This window comes from Rhodococcus sp. D-46 (assembly GCF_011290655.1).
In the GTDB taxonomy this organism is placed as follows: domain Bacteria; phylum Actinomycetota; class Actinomycetes; order Mycobacteriales; family Mycobacteriaceae; genus Rhodococcus_F; species Rhodococcus_F qingshengii.
In genome coordinates this window covers 113423-139792 of sequence record NZ_JAANTF010000013.1, presented here as the reverse complement: position 1 = coordinate 139792, position 26370 = coordinate 113423, and the positions used below count along the sequence as shown (strand labels likewise).

The window sequence follows — 26370 nt, the reverse complement described above, 5'->3', positions numbered from 1 at the left end:
AGGGCATAGAGCCGGGCGATGCAGTGCGCGCACGATATCGCCACGCGCACTCGTCACCCAGGCATGGCCGCCACGTGGGCGGCGATTCCTGGGCGCAGCTCTACCGTCGTCCGCCCCTGATGCCGGCTTGGCAGCAACATCTATTAGCGCAGTGTGCAGTGCAGTTGGCGCCGCATCCGTACAGGTGGGGGTTGGTTTCTCTTGGAAACTGATCTAATTCCGTGCCGCCGCTGTCGCCTACCTGTCGTGGCTCGGACTTGTGTCAGCTGCCGTGCAGTGCGGCACGGAGTGCGTCCACGGCGAGGGTCCGTGCAACATTGGCAGCGCGGGTGTTTCGGAGGCTGTCGAGCAACAGGAAATCGTGAACCATTCCGGCCACGCGCACCGATGTCACGTCGACACCTGCCTCGCGGAGCTTATTCGCGTACTGCTCTCCTTCGTCCCGAAGGACATCGGCTTCGTCGGTGATGACCAACGTGGTCGGGAGTCCGGCGAGGTCCTCTAGGGAAGCCTGTAGCGGCGAGGCGTGCACTTCTGCGCGCTTCGCGGGGTCGGAGGTGTAGGCGTCCCAGAACCATTTCATGCCGTCGCGGGTGAGGTAGTAGCCTTCGGCGAACTGCAGGTAGGACGGAGTATCGAAGTCCGCGTTGGTGACTGGGTAGAGCAACACCTGTGCCTTGAGGTCGATGCCTCCACGTTCTTTGTTCATGAGTGCAAAGACCGCAGACATGCATCCGCCGACGGACTCCCCGGTCACCGCGATGCGGGTAGTGTCCAGGCCGTGCTCGGCTCCGTGCTCGAGTATCCACTGCCCAACCGCGTAGTTCTGTTCGACTTGGGTCGGGTACTGGGCTTCGGGCGCGCGGTCGTAGACGGGAAATACTCCGGCAGCGTCGGCGCCTACCGCGAGTTCGCGAAACAGTCGATCGTGTGTCTTGTCGTCTCCGAAAACCCATCCGGCGCCGTGGATGTAGAACACCACCGGCAGTGGTCCGGTAGCGCCTTTCGGTCGAATGATGCGAGTGCGGACCGTTCCCCATTGGCCTGCATCGACGTCCACCCACTCTTCGTCGACGTCGGGTCGTGCGACGCCGTCGCCACTTTGTAGGTCCCGCAGTATCTTTCGTCCTTCTTCGGGTGGCACTTCGTAGATTCGGGGGTGGGGGTCGGTGGCCTCGCACAGCTCCTTCGCTGCCGGTTCGAGGTAGGGAGTGAGCGGTGGTGGTAGTTCGGACATGTCAGCTGGCCTCTCGGGTGGGGGAACGATGGGACGAAGCAGGCGATGGTTGGTCTTTCGAAATCTCGGTCCAGAAGTGCCGGTACATTCGAAGGGAGGGTACCTGGCAGAAGTACGCAAACCCGCTGCATAGCAAGTAGTTTCGTGCTCCAGTTGCATCGGGTAGTAGTCGCTACTTCGACCCCGCACTGCCGACGAGCGATCGACGTTCGGTTGAATGTGTGCACCTCTCACATGACCTAAACATATTGCCTGTCGGGTCGTCAATGGATTGATGTTCGCGCGTGTCGGAGGCGACCGTCATGGCTTCTCCCACCAGGCAACGATGCGTGCGACCACCTGTGAACTTCCCCGGACCCATCTGATGTGATCGTTGCTCGCACCGGGCAAGACGTCGTCGTGCTCGTACTGCCATCGTGTCACCGCGCGTGTGTCGAACAGTTTCTCCGCGAAGATGTCCACCGATCGTGGTGGGGCCATGGCGTCCGATGCGAAACTGATGACGAGAGCGGGCGTCGCGATCGGCCGATCGGCTTTGTACGGTGGGTTGCCTGTGATGACCGTGCGGGCCCATTGCCGCATCAACGTGCGAGCGCCGGGGCCGCCGAAAGCCGGTGTCGGTACGTAGCCGAACAGTGTGGTGAGCAGCGGGACGGCTACTGCGCCCATGAGCAAGACGTGTAGCCCGCAGAATCGGTAGGTTCGATGGTGGGGGAGCGCAGCAGCTACGGTGACCATTGCCTCGACCGCCGGGTGGTTCAGTTGGTGTCCGGCGACGAGTTGACCGCCGAGACTGTGCCCGAGCAACAGGATTGGCTGCTCGGGATGATCCCTCCGCGCGCAGGTAATTGCGTCCTCGATGTCGTCGATTTCGTCCTGGTAGGACCAATCGTGTCTGCGGTCGGCGCGGGGCTCGCCGCGTTCGAATCCTCGTCGTCGAATAGCATGGGCCTCCCACCCGTGCCGTGCGAACTCTGCGACCAGCGGTTCGTAGAAGTGCGACCCTATTGCCATCGCGGGCGCGATCAGGACAAGGGGAGCGCTCGAGCTGTGCAAGCGGTGACGAATCGGAGTGCACAACGGACGAGGTGGGCCTTCGTCTTGTGCTGCGTGGTGGTCGTTTCTCACCGTTGGCAGATCACCAGTGGTATTTCGCGCTGTGTTCGTCGTTGGTAGGCTGCGTAGCCTTTATAGGCAGCAACGACTTTGGGCCACAGTGCGGCTCGTTCTTCTGTGGACGCGGTGCGTGTGTGTACCGCGAAGCGTTCTCCGTCCATGACGAGTTCGGCGTCGGGGTGGGCCTGGAGGTTTTTGTACCAGTCCGGATCGCGGTCGTCGCCGCCTTTCGACGCGACGAGCACGATCCAGTCCTTTTCTCGGACAGGGGTTGTCAGGTAACACGACCGCGGGAGTCCTGACGAGCGTCCGATCGTGTGCAGCTCGACGACCGGCATTCCGAAGGGTTTGGACAGCAGTCGCCCTCCACTGACGGTGAGCACGATTTTGTGCGCACCGTTCATCAGCTTGGCGCCGAGGTCTTTGACGGTGTCGGTGTTCGACATTTCTCATCCCTTCATGAAGGTGGTGAGGGTGATTCTGTGTGTGCGTGCGCGGTGGGTGCCCTGTGAGGGGCCATTCGCTCCAGTCGGTTGAGATCTGTCACGAACTCTGCGGCAGGAGAAGGACTTTTCCCACCGAGTCTTTCGATTCGAGCAACGCCTGCCCCTCGTCTGCATCGGCCAGGGGTAGCTTTGCCGAAATGATCGGTCGAATAAGCCCTTGTTCGATCAACGGCCACTCGTCAGTGGCGACGGCCGCAACGATCTCCGCCTTCGAGCCGGGGCCAGTCAGCGGGCGGTTGCGCACGTTGAGGCCGATGATTCGCGCACGTTTACCGATGAGTGCACCGACGTTCGCCTCACCGGTGAAGCCTCCCTGCATGCCGATGATCACCAGCCGACCTCCGACAGCGAGGGCATCGATGTTGCGGCTGAGGTAGCTCCCACCCATGATGTCGAGGATGACGTCTACCTGGCCCGCCAGTTCGGCTGCGAAGTCCTGATCTCGGTAGTTGAGCACGATGTCGGCACCGAGGTCTCGGCAGCGCTGCGCCTTGGCCTCTGATCCGACGGTGACCGCGACGCGCGCCCCCAGCGCCTTGGCCACCTGAATGGCATGGGTTCCGATTCCGCTGCCGCCGCCGTGGACGAGAAGCAGATCGCCGGCTTGCAGGCCTGCGTCGGTGACGATCGTGGACCAGACGGTGCTCGCCACCTCGGGCAGAGCAGCGGAATCGATCAGAGTCACGCCTGCGGGTACAGGTAGTAACTGAGATGCGGGGACTACTGCGTATTCTGCGTACCCGCCTCCGGCGATCAGGGCACACACTTCGTGGCCCAGTGCCGGACCGTCGACGCCGGGACCAAGGGCGACGACGGTGCCGGAGATTTCGAGACCCATGATGTCGCTGATACCCGGCGGTGGCGGATAGAGTCCCTGCCGCTGCATCACATCACCGCGGTTGATACCGGCGGCGGCAACGCGAATCAGGACCTCGCCAGGTGCGGGCGTTGGGGTTGGTACTTCCTCTACGGCGAGGTTCTTCTTATCGTCGACGACGATCGCTCGCATGGTGGGGGTGACGGTGCTCATCTTGCCTCTCCTGTGGTGGTGGCCGAAATCGGTTGGCAGGCGGTGTTTGTCAGCGTGCGCCGATGGTTTTCCAGATGCGTAGCGCGGCGTTCACCACGGGTGCCCATGCGTTCCAGGGGATTGCCGCTGGTGGGTAGAAACCGAATCGCGACTGGTGGGCGATGGTTTGGGCTTCGGTGTATTTGAGGATCCCGTCGATACCGTGCCGACGCCCGAGGCCGGAATCGCCCATTCCGCCCATCGGCGAGTCGATGCTGCCCCATGCCGCGGCGAAGGCGTCGTTGATGTTCACGGTCCCCGAACGCAATCGGGCAGCGACTGAGCGGGCGCGGGTGGCGTCGCGACCCCACACGCTGCTGTTGAGTCCGTAGACGGTGTCGTTTGCCCGTGCAACTGCCTCGTCGTCATCGGCGACGGCGTAGATCGAGACGACCGGACCGAACGTCTCGTCCGTGTGCAACGTCATCTCTGGTGTGACGTCGGCGAGGATGGTCGGCTCGTAGAACAGCGGCCCCAGGTCCGGACGTGGCTTCCCTCCGGCCAGAAGGCGTGCGCCCTTCGCGACGGCGTCGTTTACATGAGCCGACACTGTCTTCAGTTGTTTGTCGGTGGTGAGGCTCCCGACGTCGACCCCGTAGTCGTAGGAGGCTCCGATGGTCAAGGCAGAGGTTCGCTGAACGAACTTGGCAACGAACTCGTCGTGTACGGACTCGGCGACATACAGGCGCTCCACCGAGACGCACAATTGTCCTGCCGACGGGAACGCAGCGCGCACGGCCCCTTCGGCTGCCCGATCGAGATCTGCGTCGTCGAGGACGAGCATCGCGTTCTTGCCGCCCAGTTCGAGTGACGCCCCGATCAGCCGCTGGCCCGCGCCGCGGGCGATGTCTCGACCGGTCGCCGTGGACCCTGTGAACATGATGTAGTCCGCGTTCGCCAAGAGTGGGTCCCCGATCGAACTGCCTCGGCCGATCACCATCTGCCACACATCGGCCGGTAGGCCCGCTTGGTACATCAGGTCCATGGCCCACAAGGCGGTCAGCGCGGTCTGGGTGTCGGGCTTCTGCACCACAGCATTTCCGGCCATCAGTGCGGCGATGGCGTCCGTCGCCGCCATCGACAGTGGATAGTTCCATGGCGAGATGATCGCCACCACCCCTTTCGGGTGGTGCAGCTCGGACGTGCGGGTGAGAAAGGGCAGAGCCCCCCGGCGACGTTCGGGTTCAAGAACTTTCGGTCCGGTGCGGCCGTAGTAGCGGGCGGCGATGGCAGCGTCGGCGATCTCGAGGTACGCATCGCGACGAGTCTTGCCGTTCTCAGCCTGCATCAGGTCGAGCCCGGTGTTCTGATTCTTCAGGACCAGATCATGGAAACGCAGTAACACGCTGGCACGCTCCGCTACGGAAGTCGCTGCCCATCTCGCCTGGGCGCGGCGGGCACGAACGAATGCTTCGTCGACGTCAGCCGGGGCCGAGACCGGGAAGTCTGCGAGTGGTGAACCGGTGTACGGGGCAGTGGTGATCGAGCGGGGAGCGTCGGGCGAGGCCGTAACTCGTTCTGTCAGCCGTTCGAGTAATCCTGTGGTCAGTGTGGCAGGCAGCGCTGCGCGGGGATCTGTGGAGGTGTCGGTCGTTGTGGTCATGTCGGTGTACTCCTGAGATGTTCGGTCGATACGAGGTGTCAGCGAACCGAGACCGGGACCGGCATGTGCAGAGCGGCCTGAGCCGAGGTGGTGGCATCGAATCTGATCGTGCGGATGGGCCGGAGTGCGCGTAGGTCGTCGGACATCCTGCCCTCGCCGAGAGTCAGATCGAATCCACGAGGAAACAACGACGTTCCGCTGGCGAGGACGTTGGTTTGGTTGAGGGTCGAGTGCCAGGATCCGTCTCGCTTCGTGTACGAGGTGAGGGTGGAGACGTTCGTGCCCGTTTCGAACGACTTCTGCTCCGGGGTGGGGGCGGAGAAGGCGATGTCGGCGCCGCCGTCCGCGTTGGCGATGCGGGCCGTGGTGCGTGCCTGGTCGATGCCGACATCGAGATCGGTGACCCACTTGGGGAACCCGTACCCGTCATGGCCGCGCACCTGGGCGATGTCGGTGTTGACCGGAAGTGAGAGCACATAGGAGTGCAGGTGATCGTCACCGAGGGCGGCAACCAGATCGGCAGCGGCCGTGGTAAGTCCGCCGTGGCGCGCCGGGCGAACCGCCACACCCACAGCCGCCTCGGTGTAGAAATCGATGTCGCACACGTCGTAGCGGAACGCCATCACTGACACCAGCCCGAACCCGGGTGCGATTTCCAGCGGCGCCAGCTCCTCTGGGATCCGCTTACGGATCGCCCTGCTCGGGGCCACCATGGTCAAACGCGCGGAGGACATCGCGTAGTAGAAGTTCGGCGTCCTTGTCGTGCCGATCGGCGATTGGACCTGCGTTTTCGGAAGCGTGCGGAAGAAGTCGACACTCGGGACCCGCGGGTCGGCGGCGACCTTGTCGAGCGGCACATCCATCCGGTAGCGGTCGAACAGGCCGTCCTTCGGGATTTCGACGGTCCGGCCGCCCAGATCGACCTTGGCGGTTGTCGCTGTGTTCGTCATTTTCATGCTTCCGTTCGTTCTGTCGACCATTCAATGTTTACATTGCTTACATCAGGCTAAGGGTGAATGTAAGCACTGTCAACACTGTCTGGGTTCGCCGCCGAAATGACGGGAAACTGTCCGTATTACCCGATCGAGGGGGTGCGGTGCTGTAGCCAGCGGCGATACCGCCGGAGCGCGCGGCGCTGCAGCAGCTGCTCTTTCAATAGTGCGACCACAGGACTGGCCGTCGGCCGCGTGGACTTGCCTCGGCCTAATCGTCGAAGCTGCTGTCGCACGCGAGCCATGCTCGCCGCCGACGCTATGGCCTTGTCCTTGATGGTCACCGGGGCCAATTCGACGGAGGCTGCGGCATCGAGGCGCCACCGATTCGGCAGATCGGGATCGATCGCCAACGCACTGCCCATGCCGACCAAATCCACACCGCTCGCCAGGACCTGCTCGGCAACAGGTCGCCGAACCACACCGCCGGTCAACATCAACGGCACCGGGCTGGCCTCGGCCAGTTCCTCTGCAAGAGTCAGAAAGTAGGCCTCCCGAGCGAGGGTGCGATCGTCCGGGCCTTGGCCGGTCATGGCCGGTGCTTCGTAGCTCCCTCCGGACAGTTCGACGACGTCGACACCGAGTGGTGCGAGCATGGCGATCACTTGCGCTGCGTCGTCGGAGTCGAATCCTCCGCGCTGGAAATCCGCGGAATTGAGTTTGACGGCAACCGCGAACGTCGGGTCGACAACCCTGCGCACTGTGCGGACGATGTCGAGAAGCAATCGCGCTCGGTTCTCTAGGGTGCCGCCCCATTCGTCGGTGCGCTGATTGACCAACGGAGAGAGAAACTGCGAGAGCAGATAGCCGTGTGCGGCATGGATTTCCACGCCGTCGAAACCAGCTTCCTCTGCGCGACGTGCTGTTGTTGCGAAACGGTTGACGGTGTCGTTGATCTGGACGGCGGTCATGGCCTGGGGATGCGCAAATCGCTTGCTGTTCTTGCCGAGTTCGACGCGAGTGGCCGACGGGCCCCATGCGACACCGGGCATGTCGGCTTGAATCTGCCGACCGGGGTGATTGATCTGCATCCACACTTTCGCACCTCTGCCCTGTGCGGCATCCGCCCACTCGCGGAACGGCTCGATCGGGGATTGTGCGTCGAGAACGACGCCGGCCGGCCCGGTCAGCGCCTCCGCGTGAACCATGACGTTGCCGGTGATGATCGTTCCCACCCCTCCTCGGCTCCAGCGGTGGTACAGCTCGAACAGCTCTTTGCCGGGGAGCTGTCCAGCTACGGCCATGTTCTCCTCCATGGCTGCCTTGACCATCCGGTTGGGGAGTGTCGCCCCACTGGGAAGAGTGAATGGGGCGAAGGCCGGAGAGACTGTGCTGTCAGTCTCCAACTTGTCGGGTGCAGGGTCGGTGAATGGCATCGGCGCTCCTGAATGAGGTATGTTTACATTGCTCACATGAGCGTAGAAAGGAAAGTTAACGGTGTCAACATCTGTCAAGGGTGGCTACCATCACGGTGATCTGAAGGCCTCGCTGCTGGCGTCGGCGATGCGCATGCTCGAGGCGGGTGAGCCGTTTTCGATGCGCGCGATCGCGCGCGAGGTCGGTGTGTCGGCGACTGCGCCGTACCGACATTTCGCTGATCGTGAAGCACTCGAATCTGCTCTCGCCGCGCAAGGATTGCGCGATCTGAAAGCGGACCTGACAGACGGCCGCGAGCTACCGTCGACGTCGGCAGATCTTGCCGAATTCGCAGTCGCCTACGTCGAGTTCGCGCTGCGGCGACCGGCGCTCTTCCGGTTGATGTTCGGCAACGAGTGCGACACGGGTAACGACGAGCGCGTGCAAGCGGCTGGAGAGATTCATCTGCTGATGCAGATGGGGATGACGCTTGTCTTTCCTGATGCAGATTCCGAGGCGTTGGCATCGGCGGCATGGGCATTGGCGCACGGTTTGGCTTGTCTGCATCTCGACGGCAAAATGTCGACGGCCACGGCCGGTGAGGCTGCAGATCGGGTGCGAGCAGCTTTTGCTGCGATTCTGGCGGTACAAGGGTGAGATCCACTGACCAAAGCGATCGAGAGAAGAGTTCGATGACCAAGCGAATCTTGAACGTAGTCACCAACGTCGGCCACTACGACGATCCGTCTCATAAGACCGGGTTGTGGCTGTCCGAGCTCAGCCATGCCTGGCAGGTTTTCGACGACCACGGTTTCGAGCAGACTTTAGTCAGCCCCGAGGGCGGAGCGGTGCCCTTGGAACCGCGATCGCTCAAGTTCCCGAACTACGACAAGAGCGCAAAGGCATGGCGGTCCAACCCTGCTCGGATGGCGCTACTCGACTCCACCGCCAGCCCCGAACAGGTCGACTCCGCTGACTACGATGCGATCTTCTTCACCGGCGGGCATGCAGTCATGTACGACTTTCCCGGTAGCGAAGGTCTGCAACGCATCACCCGGGAAATCTTCGAACGCGGCGGGATCGTGTCGTCGGTGTGCCACGGGTACTGCGGACTTCTCGACACCACACTGTCCGACGGCAGCTACCTCATCGCCGGCCGCAAACTCACCGGATTCGCCTGGCGCGAGGAAAAACTCGCCCGCGTCGACAAACTCGTGCCCTACAACGCCGAGGAAAAAGCCAAAGCGCGCGGCGCACTGTACGAAAAGGCGAAACTGCCCTTCGTGTCCTACGCAGTCGTCGACGGAAACCTCGTCACCGGCCAGAACCCAGGATCCGCAAAGGAAACCGCAAAGAAAATTGCAGACCTCCTGCTGAAGGCCTAGCGGAGCTCTCGATGGCGACCGTCCTGGACCGAACAGAGGGGCGTCGAGATTGTGTGCTCAACGCAGATGACGACCAGCTGCCCGGCCCGACGTGCACGGTCTCGGTTGCGGCGCTGTCCAATTGCCCTAACTGACAGATTCATGTCGATTCATCCGAGAAGAGCCAAACTGCTGTAGCTCAGCAGAAAGCCATCCGAAATAATTCACCGATAACTTATATTATGTCATTCTATATATGAAAGTCGATGCACTGCAACGAAATACATCCACGGTGAACGTAAATCGTCAGTATCGAGTGTTGGCGCTACCAGAGTGAGAGCGGACGTCCCGCAGCCTCGGCCGCAGCGATATGCTCTTCGATGACATCGCTTCTTACGTGCTGTTCGATCCCGGTACGGATCGCGGCAGCGATGGCACGAGTGCGACCCGCGGGTCCTCGAACGTCGGCGAGTGGGCTGGCGATGTTGCGTCGCCGGAGCTCGTGTTCACGCCTGCCCGGCGGCCGGCCACCTTCGGTGTCCCCCGAAACGAACTCCGCTGCGCTGCGTCCTGATGAAGAACATCTTTATTGTTCCTTACCGTTTTTGCCGGGCAGTACGGGCCGGATGTTTGTAGGTTCGGAGCTGCCTGGGGACGCTGGGTATGGCTCTTTTTGTTTCTGCCGTGCGCATGGCTGAAGGAGAATGGCCGCCCGGTGTCCTCGACGACTCGACCGCTCATTGAGAGACGCGAACGATATCGCTGTGTAAGGACACGACGGAGAGGTCGTCCACCAGGCTTTCAGCCGACTCGACAACCAACCGAAGGGGAGCGCGTGAAGCAACTCTGGGCAGGTATTGACGCAGGTAAAGCCCACCACCATTGCGTGGTGATTGACAGCGACGGAACGCAATTGCTCTCTCGCCGGGTCGCCAACGACGAAGCAGATCTGACGACGCTCGTCGACAACGTCCTCGATCTCGCTGATGGTGGCGGAGTGATGTGGGCAGTGGATCTCAACAGCGGTGGCGCTGGATTGCTGATCGCGTTGCTCGCGGACCGTGATCAGAAGTTGTTGTATCTACCCGGCAGGATCGTTTACCACGCCGCTGCCGGCTATCGCGGTGACAGCAAGACCGATGCGAAAGACGCGGCGATCATTGCTGATCAAGCTCGGATGCGCCGTGATCTGCACCCGATGCGGGTGGACGACGAGATCAGCGTCGAATTGAAGATCCTGACCTCTCGTCGCACGGATCTGATGCGAGATCGCACCCGGGCTATCAACCGACTCCGAGCACTACTGACCGGGTATTTCCCGGCGCTTGAGCGAGCACTGGATGTGCGCAACTCCGTGGGCGGGTTGATCCTGTTGACCACCTATCAAACCCCAGACGGACTCCGGAAACTTGGCACCACGAAGTTAGAGGCGTGGTTGCGGAAGAAGAAGGCATACAACGCCTCTCGGATCGCTGATACTGCGATCGAGGCTGCAAACGTGCAGTTGGTGCGGGTAGCCGGGCAAGATGTCGCCGCATCGACAGTCGGTCGGTTAGCACATCAGATTTTGAACCTGAATGTCGAACTGCGGGAGTTGGATTCCTCGATCGAGGAGCGGTTCCGCCGCCACCGGCACGCGGAGGTGATCGAATCGATGCCTGGCTTCGGACCGTTGCTCGGTGCCGAACTCCTCGCAGCGACGGGCGGTGATGTCGCTGCATTCGGAACCGCGGACCGGTTGGCCGGCATCTCCGGTCTGGCGCCGGTGCCGCGTGATTCTGGTCGGGTCAGTGGGAATCTTCGCCGTCCGCGCCGATATGACCGCAGGCTGTTGCGTGCCTTCTATCTGTCGGCGCAGCTCAGCATCCGACACAACGCTCAATCGCAGCTCTTCTACGACCGTAAACGAGCCGAGGGAAAACGCCATACGCAGGCGATACTCGCCCTCGCGAGGCGGCGGTTGAATGTGTTGTGGGCGATGTTGCGCGATGATGCTGTCTATCGGCAAGGACCGAGTATTGCATCGGCGGGGTGAGTGCTCGGCCCAACGTACAGCGGGGCGCCTGGCCGACTCCGTCGCGCGGGCCGGATGGCCGGTTCTGTTACGTGTTGAGGAGGGGGCCGAAGATCGCGGCTCCACACCGGGTTGCGTCGGCGAGGTCGACCACGATCCCACCGACGTGTGGGTTGGCCGCCGACCATGCCTCCGCGGCCGGGCGATCGGTGAAGAAGTTGAGGTAGTTGCAGCAGGTATCCGCCGACGGACCCTGCGCTGACTGCGCTCCGATGAACACCACCGTGGTCGCCGGATCCGCGGTGCTCTCTTCGCCTCGGACTGAAACGGTGATCTGTTCACCCGTCGACACATCGGCAGAATCGATCACTACCTCACTACCGCCGAGCATCGCGGACATGCCGAGCGCGTCGATAGCGCACATTGCGTAAACCCGAGCGCCATCGGCGATCTGAACACTGTGCGCGGTCGGTGTGGCGGAGAACGGGTACACCGAGGCGATCCGCCCCGACCTGTCGAGGCGGATCACGTCTGAGGCGTGCAGCCGGTCCAGGATCTGCTGCGCAGACGAGTCGAACTCGGCGGCGACCGCATCGATCTCGGTGATCGGTGGTGGGCCTCCGCGGGTCGCGAACGCCCGCAAGATGGCGTGGTGGATGGCCTTTTCGGCGGGGTCGGCGGGCTGCGCCGCGCCCCGCCACGCGCCGAGTGCTGCGACCGGGGATTCGTCTCCCGTCGCGGGTGCACAGCAGTCGACTGGACCGGCCGGCATCTCAGTCGACTGATCGGCCGGGGCCAGGTTCAGTGCGGCGCGAAGAGCAGCGACGGACGGTGCACCATCGATGCCGCCGACGTCCGACCGGTAGAGTCGGCACGAGACGCTCGGCACCGAGCCGGGCTCCGCGAACGGGTCTTGGCCGTCGATGAGCAGGGTCGGTGATCCCGTCATGCCTGCTTCGGTGGCTGCGGCCTGGTCATTGAGAACGCGGTGGGTGATCGCGACGTCGATGTGCTCGCCGGCCACCGCCTCGGCGATCCGGCGCTCGAGTAGCACCACGTTTGGGCACTCGGGGACCTGCAGGATCTCTAGTTTCATCGGGTCTCTCCTTCGTCGTGCAAGGTCTGGATCAGTGGGCAGCATCGGTCGGCGCGAGGCAGATCGCAGGTGGTGACAAGTTCGGCGAGCGATTGCTGCATGCGCTGCAGGTCGGCGATCTTTTCGGCGAGGTGCGCCATCTTGGCGGCAGCCAGCTCACGAGCAGCCCCACAGTCGTCGGGTCCGCCGTCGGCGAGGTGCAGTAGCTCCTCGATCTCGTCGAGGGTGAACCCGTGCTCCTGCGCGCGCTTGATGAAGCGAACCACCGCTACCGCATCGGCCGGATACGCCCGATACCCCGATCCCGACCTGGGCGGCTCCTCCAGCAGGCCTCTGCGTTCGTAGTACCGCAACGTCTGGACGTTGACCCCCGACTGGGTGGCAACTTCACTGCTCCGCATATCGCCATTGTTAACCCTGTACCTAACTATCGAGTCAAGTGCCTGTCGGGATGCGTCCTCCATTTTCGGATCGCCGTCATCTAGGTCTGCTCGCGAACCAGCCAAACCCGCGATCGACGATGCGGCGCGGTAAGACTGGGTCGGTTCGGACAATTGCTTGTCGGATCTCAATTGAGGAGTATCCGGAAGTACGGAGGCCTCCCTTTCAGCCGGCACTCTCGGTCCAAGTCCTGTGAAGAGGGCTGATAGAGCCCTCATTCTTTGACAGCGGGTGTTCTTGCACAGGTCCTTCGGACCTGCATCACCTACGGCGCTGCCAGATAGAACGGCCTGCGGCCGTGCTTGACAAACCCTATTGAGATTCTCCTTCTGGCCTTCCGATTCTTGTCGGCGGTGACCTGCGCGCAACCCCTGGCGGCGCAAGCGCCGGCCGATGGCTCCGAGAAATTTTCGTCACTCGCACGCTCCCGCCGAAATTTTCTCGGCCCAGGGGTGGCACTCCGGCCCCCTCATGCCGACGCGATTCTCCTTTGCCAGCAGGCGAAAAAATTCGGGTGGGAAATTATCGGAGTTTTTGTTCGAAATTGCCATCATGCTATGGTCGATTCTCAGTTGTTGAATTGCGTGGTCGAGCCAAAAGCTTGCGCAGAAGATTTATTTTGTGGAGGTTGGGTTTCCGAAAAGACGAAGTGCGTGTTGCTAGTCAATTGAATATGTGACCGGTGTTGGTATGGCGGTCGCTCCTAGGGCGTGCAGAAACGAAGCGCAAAGCTCCTGAACAGGGGTTTTGTGCTTTGCTCTGCCGATTATGTGCGAAGGGTGTGGCATGTGACGGGGTCCGACATGGTCCAGTTCAGTACCTTGGTAATTGTTTCACTGCTTGTTGCTTTTTATGGTGGAACATTTCTGATTTCTCTTCGTATTGGTAAGAAACAGGAAAATGCCGACGGTTTTATGACCGCCGGAAACAAATTAGGATTTGGTGTTTCGGCCGCGAGCATGACGGCCACCTGGATTTGGGCGTCGTCGATGTACGCATCTGCCACTTCTGGCTACACCTACGGAATCTCCGGCCCCATTCACTACGGTTTGTGGGGCGCGTTGATGATTCTCTTCATTTATCCGTTCGGCCAGCGAATTCGCAAAGTAGCGCCGAAAGCCCACACCCTGGCTGAGGTCATGTACGCGCGGCACGGACGCTCGAGTCAGCTGATGCTCGCGGGCTCCAATATCGTCGGCAGTCTCATCAGTTTGATGTCGAACTTCCTCGCTGGTGGTCTGCTGATCGCGTTGCTTTCGCCGTTCAACTTCATCCAGGGTGTGTTCATCGTTGCGCTGGGCGTTTTGCTGTACACGTTGTGGTCGGGCTTCCGCGCTTCGGTGTTGACCGACTTCGTTCAGCTGATCGGAATGCTCGGTGCGGTAGCGGTTTTGGTGCCTTTCATCTTCTTTGCGGCAGGGTTCCCGGCAGCCTTCGAATCCGGGGCAGGCAACCTTACTGCTGAGCAGGGCAACTTCTTCTCGAGCGTTGCCTTCTTCGAGCAGGGCGCGCCGTACATCGCGGCAGTTCTTGCCTACGCAATCGGCAACCAGACCATTGCCCAACGTCTGTTCGCGGTCCGCGAAGACCTGATCAAGCCCACCTTCATCACCGCAACCGTCGGATACGGCGCAACGGTCATTGGTGTCGGAATGCTGGGTGTTCTCGCGCTGTACCTCGGAATCGAGCCGATGGATGGTGACGTCAACAATCTGATTCCGCAGATGGCCGCGTCGTACCTGCCCGGAATTTTGCTGGCTGTCTTCTTTGTCATGATCATCGGCGCGCTGTCATCGACGGCGGACTCGGACCTTGCTGCGCTCTCGTCCATCGTGATGACCGACGTTTACGGCCAAGCCGTCGCAGGCAAGGCAAATGCGAACCCTCGACGGATGCTGCTCATCGGCCGAGTAACGATGATTGTTGCCACGGCGGCGGCTATCTCTTTGGCAAGTCTGCAACTGAGCATTCTGGATCTGTTGGTGTTCGTCGGCGCGCTGTGGGGCGCGCTGGTGTTCCCGGTTATCGCGAGCTTCTATTGGGGAAAGGTCACCAACAAGGCCTTCACTGTGTCGGTGCTGGTGGCTCTTGCTGCCTTCTTGCCCGTCCGATTCAGTTGGGTGCCGATGGATGGGATGTTCGGGCTCTTCTCCGACATCGTTGCCGTTGTCGGTATCGGAGTGGTGCTGGGGCTCATGGCATTTGGATTCTTCGGCCTGAAGGTTGCGCAGATCGTCGGTGGCCTGGCGATCGTGCTGTCCGCGCCGTTAGCAATCGGCTTCCTCCACGACTACCCAACGCTCAGCGGATCTTTGGTGGCCTATGCCGTCAGTACCGTCGTGTGCTTTGCGATGTCCGTCAATCAGCGTGAGACGTTCGATTTCGAACTGATCAAGCAGCGGACGGGAGACTTCGACGATGACGAGCTTCCTGCCGTGGGAGCGTCCGGAAAGTAACCGTCGAGACAAGTGGAAGGAATACGAATGAGTACAGCTCTACTGACCATTTATGTTCTGATCTGGCCGGCGTTGGTCTTGGTCGTGCTGGGAGTCATCAGCAAGGGATTCTTCAAGGATTGGGCAACTGCTCGCCGCAACGGTGAGGATCTGGTCTAACTTTTCACGCCGCCACCGACGGACTTCTTGTCGGTGGCGGCGGTCATATTGCAATCGGGACTGGGGGCAGCGTTATAGTTGCCCAGTGCAACACGACGGAGCAATGGCGCTCACCGGTCCACCAGCCGTTCATGACGAGCTGGTGCACCTGACGCGGCAGTTGATGACGGGGGATCGGCATTCCGATGACCACCCGTCGATCGCCCAGCATTCGTTCCTCTCCTTCATCGGCCGCAATGACGGATGCAAGGCCACGGAGATCTCCGAAGTCTTCGGCGTCAACCGCTCGACCATCTCGCGCCAAGTGCGCGGGTGCATCGAGGCAGGCTGGGTATATGCCGATCCGGGATCCGTTCGTCAGGGCAATCCGCTGCACCTCACGGAGGCTGGCCGCAAATACCTCGACGCCGCTGACGCGCGTCGGCTCGACCAAGTCGCCGGCAGGCTGCACGATTGGACCGAGTCCGAGGTCGCAGACTTCGCCCGCGCACTCCACCGCTTCAGAATCAGCATCGAATCGCAGACCAACGGAGATGACACCCTGTGAGTGAGTACAGCGCCAAAGCCCAGTTCACCATCTCCGACAATGAGTCTGTGGTGCACACCGTCTTCACTCACGCCGAGCGCACGCCAGATCTGACGGTGTTCTCCCGACCCAAGGGCGAGGGCTGGGTAGATGTAACGGCTAAAGAGTTCGCCGAGCAGGTCACCGGCGTCGCAAACGGGCTCATCGCCGCTGGCGTGCAGGCAGGCGACCGCGTCGCACTCCTCTCTGCGACCCGATACGAGTGGACGCTGTTCGACTTCGCCATCTGGGCCGCCGGCGCGGCTACCGTTCCGATCTACGACTCGTCGTCTCAGGGGCAGGTCAGCTGGATCCTCGAAGACTCCGAGGCCGTCATCGCGATCGTCGAAACCGGCGCGCACGAGCAGCTGTTCCAGGACGCGCCAAGCTCTCTCAAGGCCGTCATGCAGATCGACGACGGAGCAGTCGAAAAGCTGACCGCACAGGGTGCCGACGTTGACGACACCGAGCTGAAGAAGCGACTCGCGGGCATCAAGGCCGACGATCTTGCGTCACTCGTCTACACCTCCGGCACGACAGGCCGTCCCAAGGGATGCATCCTCACGCACCGCAACTTCCTGTCCGAGGTGCGCGGGATTCTCACGGCATCGATCGGCAAGGTGGCGGTTCCGGGAAACCGAGTCCTGACCTTCCTGCCGCTGGCTCACGTGCTGGCTCGCGCGGTTTCCCTCGCGACGTTCGAAGCTGGCGCTTCGCAGGCACACTGGTCCGACTTCGCCACCATTACAACTCAATTCGAGCGCTACAAGCCCAACACCATCCTCGGTGTTCCGCGTGTCTTCGAAAAAGTTCGTGACGGCGCAGCACGCAAGGCGGAGTCCGGTGGAAAGATTCCGGGCGCGATCTTCGCTTTCGCAGAAGTCACTGCAAAGGAATATAGCCAAGCCCTCGACAAGGGCGGTCCCTCGCTGATCTTGAAGGCGAAGCACGCAGTGGCAGACAAGCTCGTGTACTCGAAGCTTCGTGAGGCTCTCGGGGGCGAGTGCTGGTTCGCGATCTCCGGCGGCGGCGCCCTCACTCCTGAACTGGGGCACTTCTTCCGTGGGCTCGGAGTTCCGATCTACGAAGGCTATGGCCTCACCGAAACCACAGCAGCGCACTGCGTCAACGTCCCGGGTGCTCAGAAGATCGGAACCGTCGGACAGCCGATGGGCGGCAACGGGGTTCGCATCGCCGAGGATGGCGAGATCGAACTCAACGGTGGAGTCGTCTTCAAGGGATACTGGAAGAACGACAAGGCCACCGAAGAGACATTCGTCAACGGCTGGATGCGAACCGGTGATCTCGGTGAACTCGACAGCGAAGGTTACCTTTCCATCACCGGACGCAAGAAGGATCTTCTGGTGACGGCGGGCGGCAAGAACGTCTCGCCCGGCCCGATGGAAGACCGTATCCGTTCGCATTCCATCGTCTCGCAGGCAGTCGTCGTCGGCGACGGGAAGACCTACATCACGGCGCTGTTGACCGTCGACCCCGAGGTGTTCGAGAAGTGGAAGGCCGAGAACGGCAAGCCTTCTGGTGCCACCGTCGCCGAACTACGTGACGACAAGGACCTTCGAGCGGAGCTGCAGAAGGCCGTCGACGACGCCAATGCCGCTGTCTCACATGCAGAGTCGATCAAGAAGTTCGTCATTCTCGATCGCGATCTGACCGAGGAAGACGGTGAGATGACAGCGACGCTCAAGATCAAGCGCAATGTCGTCGTCGATCGGTTCTCGAAAGAGATCGAAGGAATGTACGCGAAGAGCTAGGCGCGTTTGGGGAACTGCTCGCGGTAAGCCATCACGTCGTCGAGGCGGAACCTGCGGTGGGTGCCGCGTAGTTCGATCGGGAGTTTCCCGGCGTCGGCGAGTTTGCGCACATACGTGTCCGAAACGCCGAGGATCTCTGCTGCCTGCGAGGTGGTGAGGAGCTCTGCGACTGGCCCGAGGGCGACGCTGTCCCCGGCAGCGAGGTAGGTCAGGAGCTGCACGACGGCGTCGCCGACCGACGGTGGAATCTCGATCCGGACGCCGTCGAACACCAGCGTGGTCGTGTCCGTCGAGGTTGCGGCTCTCTGGGTCAGGGCCGTTTTGATTCGCTCGGCAGCATCGCCGTCGACTGCGGAAACGATGTGGTCGATGCTCACGCGGTATATCTCCGATCGAAGGCAGTGTTTCGCAAGCATAGACAGCGACAGTGTCCGTCGGCACGCTGGCTAGCGCCGTGTGCGTTGCATTACATGAGTGCCGTGAGTGGAAAACTATTTACCCACGTAGATCGGAATTCGAAGGTTTTGGCGCCCAAAGATATTCGACTCGACGCATATGTAACTCACCAAATTTGGTGTACCCGCAAGTAACATCCTGAGCGTGGCTAGACGATCGGTAACGGTGAGATTCGACGTAGAGGAACTGAGGGCCCTAGAGACCCTCCAAGAGCTCACGGGCGCGGACATTTCCAGCGTCATTCGTGAAGCTGTGATCGAGCATGCTCGTCGATGTGTTGCACAGGGAAAGCCCCGCGACATCGCGGAGCGACGCAAATCGCTGACCTTGCAGGAAGCCTTCGCCAAGTACTCCGCGTTGTGCACCGACGAGGAGCGGGAAGCGTCGTAGCGCTCTGTCGATGCAACGGTGAGCGGTTGAGTTCACAGTGATTCTGACTGTGGCGCTGGGTAGTTCGTCCGAGGAATATTACGGCAACAGAAGTGTTGCGTAGACCTCTGACAGGAGCTGGCCAGTGACGGACGTCCTCGAACTCTCCACCGATGTATTGGTGATCGGTGGTGGCCCCGCCGGCGCGTGGGCAGCGTTGCGCGCGGCCAAAGCCGGTGCAGACGTCGTCCTGGTCGACAAGGGCTACTGCGGAACGAGCGGCGCAACGGCCCCCTCCGGAACGGGTGTTTGGTACGTCGAACCGGATACGACTGCCCGTGAGCGGGCAAAGGCCGGTCGTGAGGCGCTCGGCGGATATCTTGCCGACCACCATTGGATGGACCGCGTCCTCGAGCAGACCTACTCCAACATGGATCTCCTCGCGGTGGAGGGCAGATATCCGTTCCCCGTCGACTCCAGCACGGGCAAGCAGATCCGCACCGGCTTGCAGGGGCCTGAGTACATGCGACGGATGCGCACCTGGATTCGTCGAACCGGGGTGCGGATCCTCGATCATTCGCCGGCGCTGGAGTTGTTGGTGGACGACGCCGGGCGAGTTCGCGGAGCGGCGGGCTACCAACGCCACGAGCAACAGGATTACCGAGTCTCGGCAGGCGCGGTAGTGGTCGCCAGCGGAGGTTGTGCGTTTCTGTCCGGTGCGTTGGGTACCAACGTCGATACCGGTGACGGTGCATTGATGGCAGCCGAAGTCGGAGCCGAGTTCTCTGGGATGGAGTTCTCCAACGCGTACGGAATCGCAGCGGCCGGATCGACGATCACCAAGACGGCTTACTACGCGTACGCGACGTTCTTTCACGCAGACGGAAGCGTGCTCGAAGGGGCCGGTTCGGCGAAGGGGAGGTCCGTCATCGCCAGCACGTTGCGGAACGAGCCCGTGTTCGCGCAGATCGATCGGGCCGACGCCGAGGTGCAGCGTCGAATGAGGCTGGGGCAACCCAACTTCTTCCTTCAATTCGATCGCCGCGGAATCGATCCCTTCACCGACAAATTCGAGGTCGGCATGCTCGCTGAAGGCACGGTGCGCGGCACTGGGGGAATCAACGTCGTCGACGACGATTGCGCGTCATCCGTTCCAGGACTGTTTGCCGCCGGGGACGCTGCGACCCGCGAGCGAATCTGCGGAGGGTTTACCGGCGGGGGAAGTCACAACGCCGCGTGGGCGATGTCTTCTGGTTCGTGGGCGGGAACCGGTGCTGCGCGCTATGCGCTGTCGGTCGAACGTGGGTCTACCAGTGGTCTTCGCGGAGCCGGAACCGTCGGATTGCGTAATCCGGTACGAACCGGGTTTGCTGCCGACGATGTGGTGAAAGCTGCTCAGGCGCAGCTGATTCCCTTCGACAAGAACTACCTCCGCAGCGGTGATCGAGTATCCGCAGCGCTCGGTGAGCTCGAATCGCTGTGGGGTGCAGTGAGTGCGGATCTGGGCGCGGATTCTGCAGGTCGGATGGCGGCGCGGCAGGCTGCCGCGATCACGGCCGTCGGTCGCTGGATGTATCACTCGACGTTGGCGCGGACCGAGACTCGGGGAATGAGCAAGCGGGACGATTATCCTGAACTCGATGTGACGCAGCACCATCACGTTCTTACCGGCGGTTTGGATGCGGTGTGGACCCGAACTTCTGAATCTGCCGGGTCTGCACTGGTGGCGTCATGATCGAGCTGGTTTCTGCGCCTGACTGCATCGGCTGCGACAAGTGCGTAGACGTCTGTCCCACAGATGTTTTCGACCGGACGCCCTCGGGCGTCCCGGTGATTGCGCGCCAATCGGATTGCCAGACCTGCTTTATGTGTGAGGCCTATTGCCCGACGGATGCGCTGTATGTGCATCCGCAATCCACACCGTTGGAAACGGCCGATGTGATCGAGGACGATCACATCGGCCGCTACCGAGAGAAGATCGGATGGGGCAAGGGGCGCGCACCTGGGTCGCTGACCGCGGTGGGTCCCGAGGTGCCCCGTCCGGTCACGACCTGACGAGAATCTTGACCGCAGTGTCGTTGTGCTCGATCAGAGTGGTGAATCCTTCGGAGATCAACTCTTCGAGCTGAATACGACCGGTGATGAATGGCGCCAGATCGACGACACCGTCCTGGACCATCTTGATGACCGCTTCATGGTCACGGACGTACGCGATGGTTCCGCGTAGATCGATCTCCTTGAGGACCAGCTTCTGCATGTCGATGGTCGCGGGCTTGCCCCAAATCGACACGTTGACAACAACTCCAGCAGGCCTGACCGTGTCGAGCATGGTGTCGAGTACTGCGTTGACGCCTGCGCACTCGAAACCGATGTCTGCGCCGATGCCTCCGCTGAGTTCGAGGACGCGCGCTTTGACGTCTTCGGTGGTGGGATCGATGACGTAGTCGGCGACTCCACTGGAGAGGGCCTTGGCTTTGCGGGCCTCGCTGAGTTCGGTGACGATCGTCGTGACACCCAGACCCTTGAGGACTGCCGCAACGAGGAGTCCGATCGGTCCGGCTCCGCCCACGATGGCGACGTTGCCGCTTTCGGCTCCACTGCGTACGACGGCGTGATGGGCGACGCTCAACGGTTCGATGAGAGCTGCCTCGTCGAGCGGGATGTTGCCGATCTTGTGGATCCAGCGACGGTCGACGACGACCTTCTCGCTGAGTCCGCCACCGCCGCCGGCCAAGCCGATGAACCCCATCTTCGTACACAGGTGGTAGTTGCCCGCCTTGCACGGGGCGCACTCGTTGCAGACGAAGTACGGCTCGACGACAACATTTTCGCCGACCTCGACGTCCGTGACACCTTCGCCGACCTCTTCGACGGTGCCGGAGAACTCGTGGCCCATCGTGACCGGCGCATTCTCGTGTGAGAGTGGATGCGGGTGTCCGGGTGCGGAGATGAAGATCGGTCCCTCGAGGTACTCGTGGAGATCGGTGCCGCAGATTCCGCACCATGCGACCTTCAGCTTGACTGTTCCTGGCCGCAATTCGGGCTCAGGGATCTCTTCGATCCGGATGTCTTTCTGCCCGTGGAACCGTGCTGCCTTCATTGATCCGCACCTCACTTCGTTGTGAATCCCCTGGTAGATCGACGTTAGGCCGATTATCGGCGTGGGTGAAGGGTTGCAACGGAATGCAATGTCGTGGAACCGATCTGTGCTGGGGAGCGTCCAATACTGTGAGCGGGTCGCGAACGAGGGGGAGTGCTGTGGGAGTGAGGGTTGCAGTGGTCCTGGTCGCGGCCGCGCTGTTGGTTGGGGGTTGTTCCTCGACCGTCGAGGGCGAGGCTTTCCCTGTCGATGTGATTGGGATGTTTGATCCGTGTGAGGTTCTCAGCAATGAGGAATTGGAGAGAGTCGGAGTTGACCCGGCAACAAAAGAGGTTGACATAGTCAACACCCATATCGATGGGTTCAATATATGCAAGTGGGAAGGATCTTGGTTCTTCCTCCGTCTGACTTCCACAACACACTCGCTTGCGGAAGTCGAAGCAAATCCGGTGATGCGCGATCTACATCGAATTCAACTCGCCGGCCGACAGGTCCTGATGTTCCAGGAACACAATGACAAGGCGGACACCGCGTGCAATATCGCCTTCGCGACTGCTCAGTCCACGGCGATGATTCGAGTGGGTGCGAAAGTCGGTGACCAGCGCCCCGAAACTCCGTGTGAACTGGTTGAGCGGGTCGGTCTGACCGTGTTACCGCTGCTTCCCGAATAACGCTCGGAAGAGATTCGACTCGTAGTGAATTGGAGTATGTGATGTCCGGTTTGTATCTGGAGAAGAGGGTCGCAGAGGATCTGGCGAAGGCGTGTGATGATCTAATTTCGCTGTTCAGGTCACTGTCGGACGATGCGAACTATCTCGGGCAAGTGGGAGGCTTCGGCACTCTCGGATCCGCCCGGGCACTGCAGGTTAAGTTCGAGGAAAAGGCGGTTGGCGGCCCGGATGCGCTCGTCGATGTGTTGGCGAGTCATATCGCGGTCGTGGAGGCAATGCAGGCTCAGTTTCAAGCCTGCATCGACAACGCATTCGAGCAGGAGTCGTCGAACGTCTCGACTTTGAGGTCGATCGACCAACCGAACTGAGTCAGTGGATGTGTTGCTGCCAATCGGCCGGGACACGACCCTTAGGCCCTGGGGTCGGCTGATCTACGGGATGTGAAGTGGGCGCCGCCAATTCAGGTCCGTCGTACGCCTCGTTGGTTTCGAAGCTCCAGAACCAATCCTCACCGGGTTCGTAGCTCTGCATGAACGGATGCTTCGTCGAGGCCGCATGCTTGCTTGCGTGCTGTGACGGTGAGGAGTCGCAACACCCCACGTGACCGCATTGCGCGCATCGACGCAGGTGCACCCACCAACCGCCGCTCGCATCGCATTCAACGCATCCCGCGCCACTAGGCGGCACGCTCGGATCGATCCCCGCTGGAAGTCCGTCGGTCATGGTCCACCCTCTCGCTGACTGAAGTCGGTCATTTCATCGTGCGCTTTGCCTACCGGCCGTGCAAGGGCGACTAGTCGTCGCGCGTATCCCGCGGTGGGCCCGCGATTGGCAACAAAACTCTGAACCGGGTGTTACCGGGCTCCGACGTGACCCGCAGCTCACCACGATGCTTGCCGACCACAATTCGCCATGAAATATCAAGGCCGAGACCGGTTCCCTCACCGACAGGCTTAGTCGTGAAGAAGGGTTCGAAGATCCTGTCGATGACGTCATCGGGAATCCCGGCGCCGGTGTCGCAGATCTCGATGCACACGCGGTCGCCATCGCGGCTTGTCCGAACGGTGAGTGTTCCCGATCCGTCCATGGCAGACACCGCATTGTCGATCAGGTTGGTCCACACCTGATTGAGTTCGGCGGCGTAGGCGTCGATCGGAGGCAACGCAAGGTCGTACTCCTTGACGACTTCGATTCCGCTTCCGATCTTTTGCCCCAACATGATCAACGTGCTGTCGAGCAATTCGTGGACATCGATGGTCTGGAAGGGAGCGCGATCCATCTGTGAATACTGTTTGGCCGCACCGACGAGCGTCGAGATCCTCGTTGTGGAGTCGGCGATCTCGTTCATCAGGAGTTCGGATTCGATGGTGTAATTCAGCCAGCGAATTGCGCCTTCGAGTACGGACTCGTCAACGGCTGCAGCAACGTTCTCGAGCCAAGCGGTGTCGAGTCCAGCCTGCACGAAGGTCGGAGCCAGGTCCCAACCTTCTCGAATCGAATGATCCTCGAACCATTCACCCAACGAATCCTCCCGATCGGAGGCTTCGAGGGGAGTGAGCGTCGGCGCCTTGGCGACAACCTCTGCAACTTCCTCTTGAAGTCGCATGAGAGTGACGAGGGCATCGCGGTCGTAGGTGCCCGATGCAACCATCCCCAGTTTGTGACGCATGCCTGCAACACGCTCGCGCAAAGAGGCTGTCGCTCGAACCGCTGCGGCTGCAGGGTTATTGAGCTCGTGAGTCAACCCGGCCGACAGTGATCCGAGTGCAAGGAGTCGCTCTCGCTGATCGATGATCTGCTGAGTGTTCTTCTTGCCGAAGAAAACACCTTCGAGTAGATGAACCGCCATTGGAAACCACTCGCGCATCGCGTTGCCGAACTTGTCGGCGTCCAGGACGAAAAACGTCGAAGGAGTCGTCACTCGCATCGACCCCGCGTAGACCTGCGGTACACGATCGCCGAGATACGCCGTCCAGCCTCCCGAGTAGACGCCGCGCTGGGTGGTCCTGTTGATCTCGATGTCTTCGCCGCCCGACAGCTTGGACAGCACCACCTCGCCCTCGATGAGGACGTAGAAGCAGGTGGCAGGCTCACCTTCGAGGTAGACCTGACCTCGATCGATCTCGGTGATATGGCCTGCCTGGCAGAGTGATTCGAGCTGATCGTCGGTGAGCTTCTCGAACAGGAACAGGGTGCGAAGCAAGTCTGGGCTGCATTCAGGAATGGACATCGAATCTCCCTATTGTTGAGCGAGATAGCGGTGGACGAACATCACGGCCATCGCGCCCTCTCCGACGGCCGACGCGACGCGCTTGGCCGATTCGGCGTGTACGTCCCCGGCGACAAACACTCCGGGGACACTGGTTTCGAGATGATGTGGTGCGCGGTCGAGCGGCCACCCGTCCGGGGTGACGCCTTCGGACGGAAGGTCCGGGCCGGCAAGAACGAAGCCATTCCCGTCGCGGACCACCACGTCTCCGAGCCAGTCGGTCAGGGGAGCGGCACCGATGAAGATGAACAACCACTGAGCATTGACAGTGTCTTCTTCTCCGGTGGCTCTGTTACGCAGTGTGATTCGTTCGAGGTGATCGTCACCCTCAGCGCCGACTACCTCCGTGCACGTGCGCACGGTGATCTTCGGATTCTTTTCGATCTGCTGAATCAGGTAGTAGGACATCGAGGCTTCGAGCGAGTTGCCGCGAATGAGAATGGTGACGGACCTAGCTCCGCGGGAGAGATAGACCGCAGCTTGCCCTGCCGAATTGGCGCCGCCGACTATGTACACATCCTGCTCGCTGCACCGTGCAGCTTCGGTGACGGCCGATCCGTAGTAAACCCCTCGGCCGGTGTAGGTATCGAGCCCCGGCGCCGACAGTTGGCGATAGGAAACACCGGTCGCCAAGATGACCGAATGGGCGTCGACCGACGAACCGTCGTCGAAACGCACTGTGCGGGCCGAGCCGTTGATTTCCAAACCGGTGACGTCTCGCGCGGTGATGACCTCGGCGCCGAACTTGGTTGCCTGGCGCCTCGCCCGATCGGCCAACTGTGCGCCGGAAACTCCGTCGGGGAAGCCGAGGTAGTTCTCGATTCGTGAACTCTGGCCGGCCTGACCGCCAGTCGCCCGCCGTTCGATGAGAACCGTCCGAAGCCCCTCCGAAGCGCCGTACAGAGCAGCCCCCAGACCCGCAGGGCCGCCGCCGATGACAACGAGATCGTAAAAGTCTTCGGAGAGGGTGGTACTCAACCCGAGTTTGTCGGCGAGTTCGGCGTCAGTGGGCTCGACGAGTACATCCCCATTGGATGCGATGACGACGGGAAGTCGCAGGTCGTCGGTACCGGCAGCGGAGAGCAGCCGTTGTCCTTCGGGTTCGTCCGACATGTACCAGCGATAGGCAAGTTGGTTGCGTGCCAAGAACTCTCGGACGTCGGATGATCGCTCGGACCAACGATGGCCGATCACCTTGGTTTCCTCGGCGGGGTGATGACTCGAACTTGCCCAGGCATCGAGCAGCGCATCGATGACGGGGTACAGCTTCTCTTCCGGCGGATCCCAAGGCTTGAGGAGGTAGTGGTCGAGGTCGACGACGTTGATGGCGTCGATCGCAGCATCGGTGTCGGCGTACGCGGTGAGGAGAACGCGACGAGCTACGGGATACAGGTCCATTGCCTGTTCGAGGAACTCGATTCCACTCAAACCGGGCATGCGGTAATCGGCGACGATCACAGCGACTGCATCGCCGCGAAGTTTCATTTCACGCAAGGTTTCGAGAGCCTGGTCGCCGGACTCCGCACGAATGATTCGGTACTTCTCTCCGTACCGTTTGCGAAGGTCTCGAACGACGGCACGCGAAACACCAGGATCGTCGTCGACGCTGAGGATCGCTGGTTTGGCCGGGGCTTTCGGTGCGCTCACTCGGTGCCTTCCCGAAGTCGTAGTCAACCCCTCCAGTATGCGACTGCTGAGCTGAGCGTCAATCGCTGAAGATGCGCTCTGAGTGAACCGGCGAACCTGAACTGGGAATTTC

Annotated in this window: 26 protein-coding genes; 12 read left to right on the top strand and 14 right to left on the bottom strand. The window is 61.3% G+C overall.

Going from position 1 to position 26370, the window contains the following annotated elements; genetic code table 11:
* Positions 1–262: 262 nt before the first annotated feature.
* From G9U53_RS29985 to G9U53_RS29955, 7 genes are all read right to left on the bottom strand, one after another.
* On the bottom strand, positions 263–1237 hold the full coding sequence (locus G9U53_RS29985; protein ID WP_063316911.1) for an alpha/beta hydrolase: 975 nt from the start codon (positions 1235–1237) through the stop codon (positions 263–265).
* Positions 1238–1537: 300 nt separating this feature from the next.
* Complete coding sequence (locus G9U53_RS29980) at positions 1538–2365, bottom strand: alpha/beta fold hydrolase (RefSeq protein ID WP_347570839.1); 828 nt, start codon at positions 2363–2365, stop codon at positions 1538–1540.
* A complete protein-coding gene (locus G9U53_RS29975; RefSeq protein ID WP_165639734.1) occupies positions 2362–2799 on the bottom strand; it encodes a nitroreductase/quinone reductase family protein in 438 nt (145 codons plus the stop codon). The genes G9U53_RS29980 and G9U53_RS29975 overlap by 4 nt, the downstream gene beginning before the upstream one ends.
* A 97-nt stretch (positions 2800–2896) precedes the next feature.
* Positions 2897–3868, bottom strand: coding sequence for an NAD(P)H-quinone oxidoreductase (locus tag G9U53_RS29970; protein WP_081558892.1), 972 nt, complete (start codon positions 3866–3868; stop codon positions 2897–2899).
* A 70-nt stretch (positions 3869–3938) separates the two neighbouring features.
* Positions 3939–5531, bottom strand: coding sequence for a succinic semialdehyde dehydrogenase (locus G9U53_RS29965; protein ID WP_165639733.1), 1593 nt, complete (start codon positions 5529–5531; stop codon positions 3939–3941).
* Positions 5532–5569: 38 nt separating this feature from the next.
* Positions 5570–6481: an acetoacetate decarboxylase family protein gene (locus G9U53_RS29960; protein ID WP_165639732.1), complete on the bottom strand. Its 912-nt coding sequence runs from the start codon at positions 6479–6481 to the stop codon at positions 5570–5572.
* Positions 6482–6606: 125 nt separating this feature from the next.
* Entirely contained in the window at positions 6607–7899 is a 1293-nt protein-coding gene (locus G9U53_RS29955) for an NADH:flavin oxidoreductase/NADH oxidase family protein (protein WP_165639731.1), read from the bottom strand.
* Between the two features lie 61 nt (positions 7900–7960).
* Here G9U53_RS29955 and G9U53_RS29950 point away from each other — a divergent pair, with 61 nt between their 5' ends.
* The 3 genes from G9U53_RS29950 (at position 7961) to G9U53_RS29940 (ending at position 11278) form a co-directional block, all read left to right on the top strand.
* Positions 7961–8536, top strand: coding sequence for a WHG domain-containing protein (locus G9U53_RS29950; RefSeq protein ID WP_058039359.1), 576 nt, complete (start codon positions 7961–7963; stop codon positions 8534–8536).
* Between the two features lie 35 nt (positions 8537–8571).
* Complete coding sequence (locus G9U53_RS29945) at positions 8572–9264, top strand: type 1 glutamine amidotransferase domain-containing protein (RefSeq protein ID WP_075834874.1); 693 nt, start codon at positions 8572–8574, stop codon at positions 9262–9264.
* Positions 9265–10078: 814 nt separating this feature from the next.
* On the top strand, positions 10079–11278 hold the full coding sequence (locus G9U53_RS29940) for an IS110 family transposase (protein WP_165639730.1): 1200 nt from the start codon (positions 10079–10081) through the stop codon (positions 11276–11278).
* A 67-nt stretch (positions 11279–11345) separates the two neighbouring features.
* Here G9U53_RS29940 and merB read toward each other — a convergent pair whose 3' ends face one another.
* Positions 11346–12353, bottom strand: coding sequence for an organomercurial lyase (gene merB / locus G9U53_RS29935; RefSeq protein WP_165639729.1), 1008 nt, complete (start codon positions 12351–12353; stop codon positions 11346–11348).
* Positions 12350–12754: a MerR family DNA-binding protein gene (locus G9U53_RS29930; RefSeq protein ID WP_165639728.1), complete on the bottom strand. Its 405-nt coding sequence runs from the start codon at positions 12752–12754 to the stop codon at positions 12350–12352. The genes merB and G9U53_RS29930 overlap by 4 nt, the downstream gene beginning before the upstream one ends.
* A gap of 843 nt (positions 12755–13597) precedes the next feature.
* Here G9U53_RS29930 and G9U53_RS29925 point away from each other — a divergent pair.
* The 4 genes from G9U53_RS29925 (at position 13598) to G9U53_RS29915 (ending at position 17746) form a co-directional block, all read left to right on the top strand.
* Positions 13598–15250 (top strand): sodium:solute symporter family protein, encoded by a 1653-nt coding sequence (locus tag G9U53_RS29925; RefSeq protein ID WP_207624721.1) that lies wholly within the window; start codon positions 13598–13600, stop codon positions 15248–15250.
* 27 nt (positions 15251–15277) lie between these two features.
* A complete protein-coding gene (locus G9U53_RS33720) occupies positions 15278–15409 on the top strand; it encodes a putative transporter small subunit (RefSeq protein WP_003941363.1) in 132 nt (43 codons plus the stop codon).
* Between the two features lie 85 nt (positions 15410–15494).
* Complete coding sequence (locus G9U53_RS29920) at positions 15495–15956, top strand: MarR family winged helix-turn-helix transcriptional regulator (protein WP_003941330.1); 462 nt, start codon at positions 15495–15497, stop codon at positions 15954–15956.
* Complete coding sequence (locus G9U53_RS29915) at positions 15953–17746, top strand: long-chain fatty acid--CoA ligase (protein WP_165639726.1); 1794 nt, start codon at positions 15953–15955, stop codon at positions 17744–17746. The genes G9U53_RS29920 and G9U53_RS29915 overlap by 4 nt, the downstream gene beginning before the upstream one ends.
* Here the strand turns inward: G9U53_RS29915 and G9U53_RS29910 are convergent.
* On the bottom strand, positions 17743–18123 hold the full coding sequence (locus G9U53_RS29910; protein ID WP_007726046.1) for a helix-turn-helix domain-containing protein: 381 nt from the start codon (positions 18121–18123) through the stop codon (positions 17743–17745). The genes G9U53_RS29915 and G9U53_RS29910 overlap by 4 nt on opposite strands.
* Before the next feature lie 223 nt (positions 18124–18346).
* On the opposite strand from G9U53_RS29910, the gene G9U53_RS29905 reads away from it, so the two are divergent.
* The 3 genes from G9U53_RS29905 (at position 18347) to G9U53_RS29895 (ending at position 20626) form a co-directional block, all read left to right on the top strand.
* A complete protein-coding gene (locus G9U53_RS29905; protein ID WP_020908376.1) occupies positions 18347–18592 on the top strand; it encodes a hypothetical protein in 246 nt (81 codons plus the stop codon).
* Between the two features lie 124 nt (positions 18593–18716).
* Entirely contained in the window at positions 18717–20306 is a 1590-nt protein-coding gene (locus G9U53_RS29900; protein WP_165639725.1) for an FAD-binding protein, read from the top strand.
* Positions 20303–20626 carry a ferredoxin family protein gene (locus G9U53_RS29895; protein WP_007726052.1) on the top strand — a complete coding sequence of 108 codons (324 nt, stop codon included), beginning with the start codon at positions 20303–20305 and terminating at the stop codon, positions 20624–20626. The genes G9U53_RS29900 and G9U53_RS29895 overlap by 4 nt, the downstream gene beginning before the upstream one ends.
* Here the strand turns inward: G9U53_RS29895 and G9U53_RS29890 are convergent.
* Entirely contained in the window at positions 20616–21671 is a 1056-nt protein-coding gene (locus G9U53_RS29890) for a 2,3-butanediol dehydrogenase (protein ID WP_003941279.1), read from the bottom strand. The two genes, G9U53_RS29895 and G9U53_RS29890, sit on opposite strands and share 11 nt — an antisense overlap.
* Positions 21672–21847: 176 nt before the next feature.
* Between G9U53_RS29890 and G9U53_RS29885 the strand changes: the two genes are divergently transcribed.
* The gene (locus tag G9U53_RS29885) at positions 21848–22342 is read left to right on the top strand and encodes a DUF3558 family protein (RefSeq protein WP_003941299.1); all 495 of its coding nucleotides are present in this window, start codon (positions 21848–21850) and stop codon (positions 22340–22342) included.
* Positions 22343–22383: 41 nt separating this feature from the next.
* Positions 22384–22710: a hypothetical protein gene (locus tag G9U53_RS29880; RefSeq protein ID WP_003941339.1), complete on the top strand. Its 327-nt coding sequence runs from the start codon at positions 22384–22386 to the stop codon at positions 22708–22710.
* 1 nt (position 22711) lies between these two features.
* On the opposite strand, the gene G9U53_RS29875 is transcribed toward G9U53_RS29880, so the two are convergent.
* The 3 genes from G9U53_RS29875 to G9U53_RS29865 form a co-directional block, all read right to left on the bottom strand.
* A complete protein-coding gene (locus tag G9U53_RS29875; RefSeq protein ID WP_003941317.1) occupies positions 22712–23065 on the bottom strand; it encodes a UBP-type zinc finger domain-containing protein in 354 nt (117 codons plus the stop codon).
* A 70-nt stretch (positions 23066–23135) separates the two neighbouring features.
* Positions 23136–24572, bottom strand: coding sequence for an ATP-binding protein (locus G9U53_RS29870; protein ID WP_003941311.1), 1437 nt, complete (start codon positions 24570–24572; stop codon positions 23136–23138).
* Positions 24573–24581: 9 nt separating this feature from the next.
* Positions 24582–26258, bottom strand: a complete 1677-nt coding sequence (locus G9U53_RS29865) for an FAD-dependent oxidoreductase (protein ID WP_047270241.1) — start codon at positions 26256–26258, stop codon at positions 24582–24584.
* Positions 26259–26370: the final 112 nt, after the last annotated feature.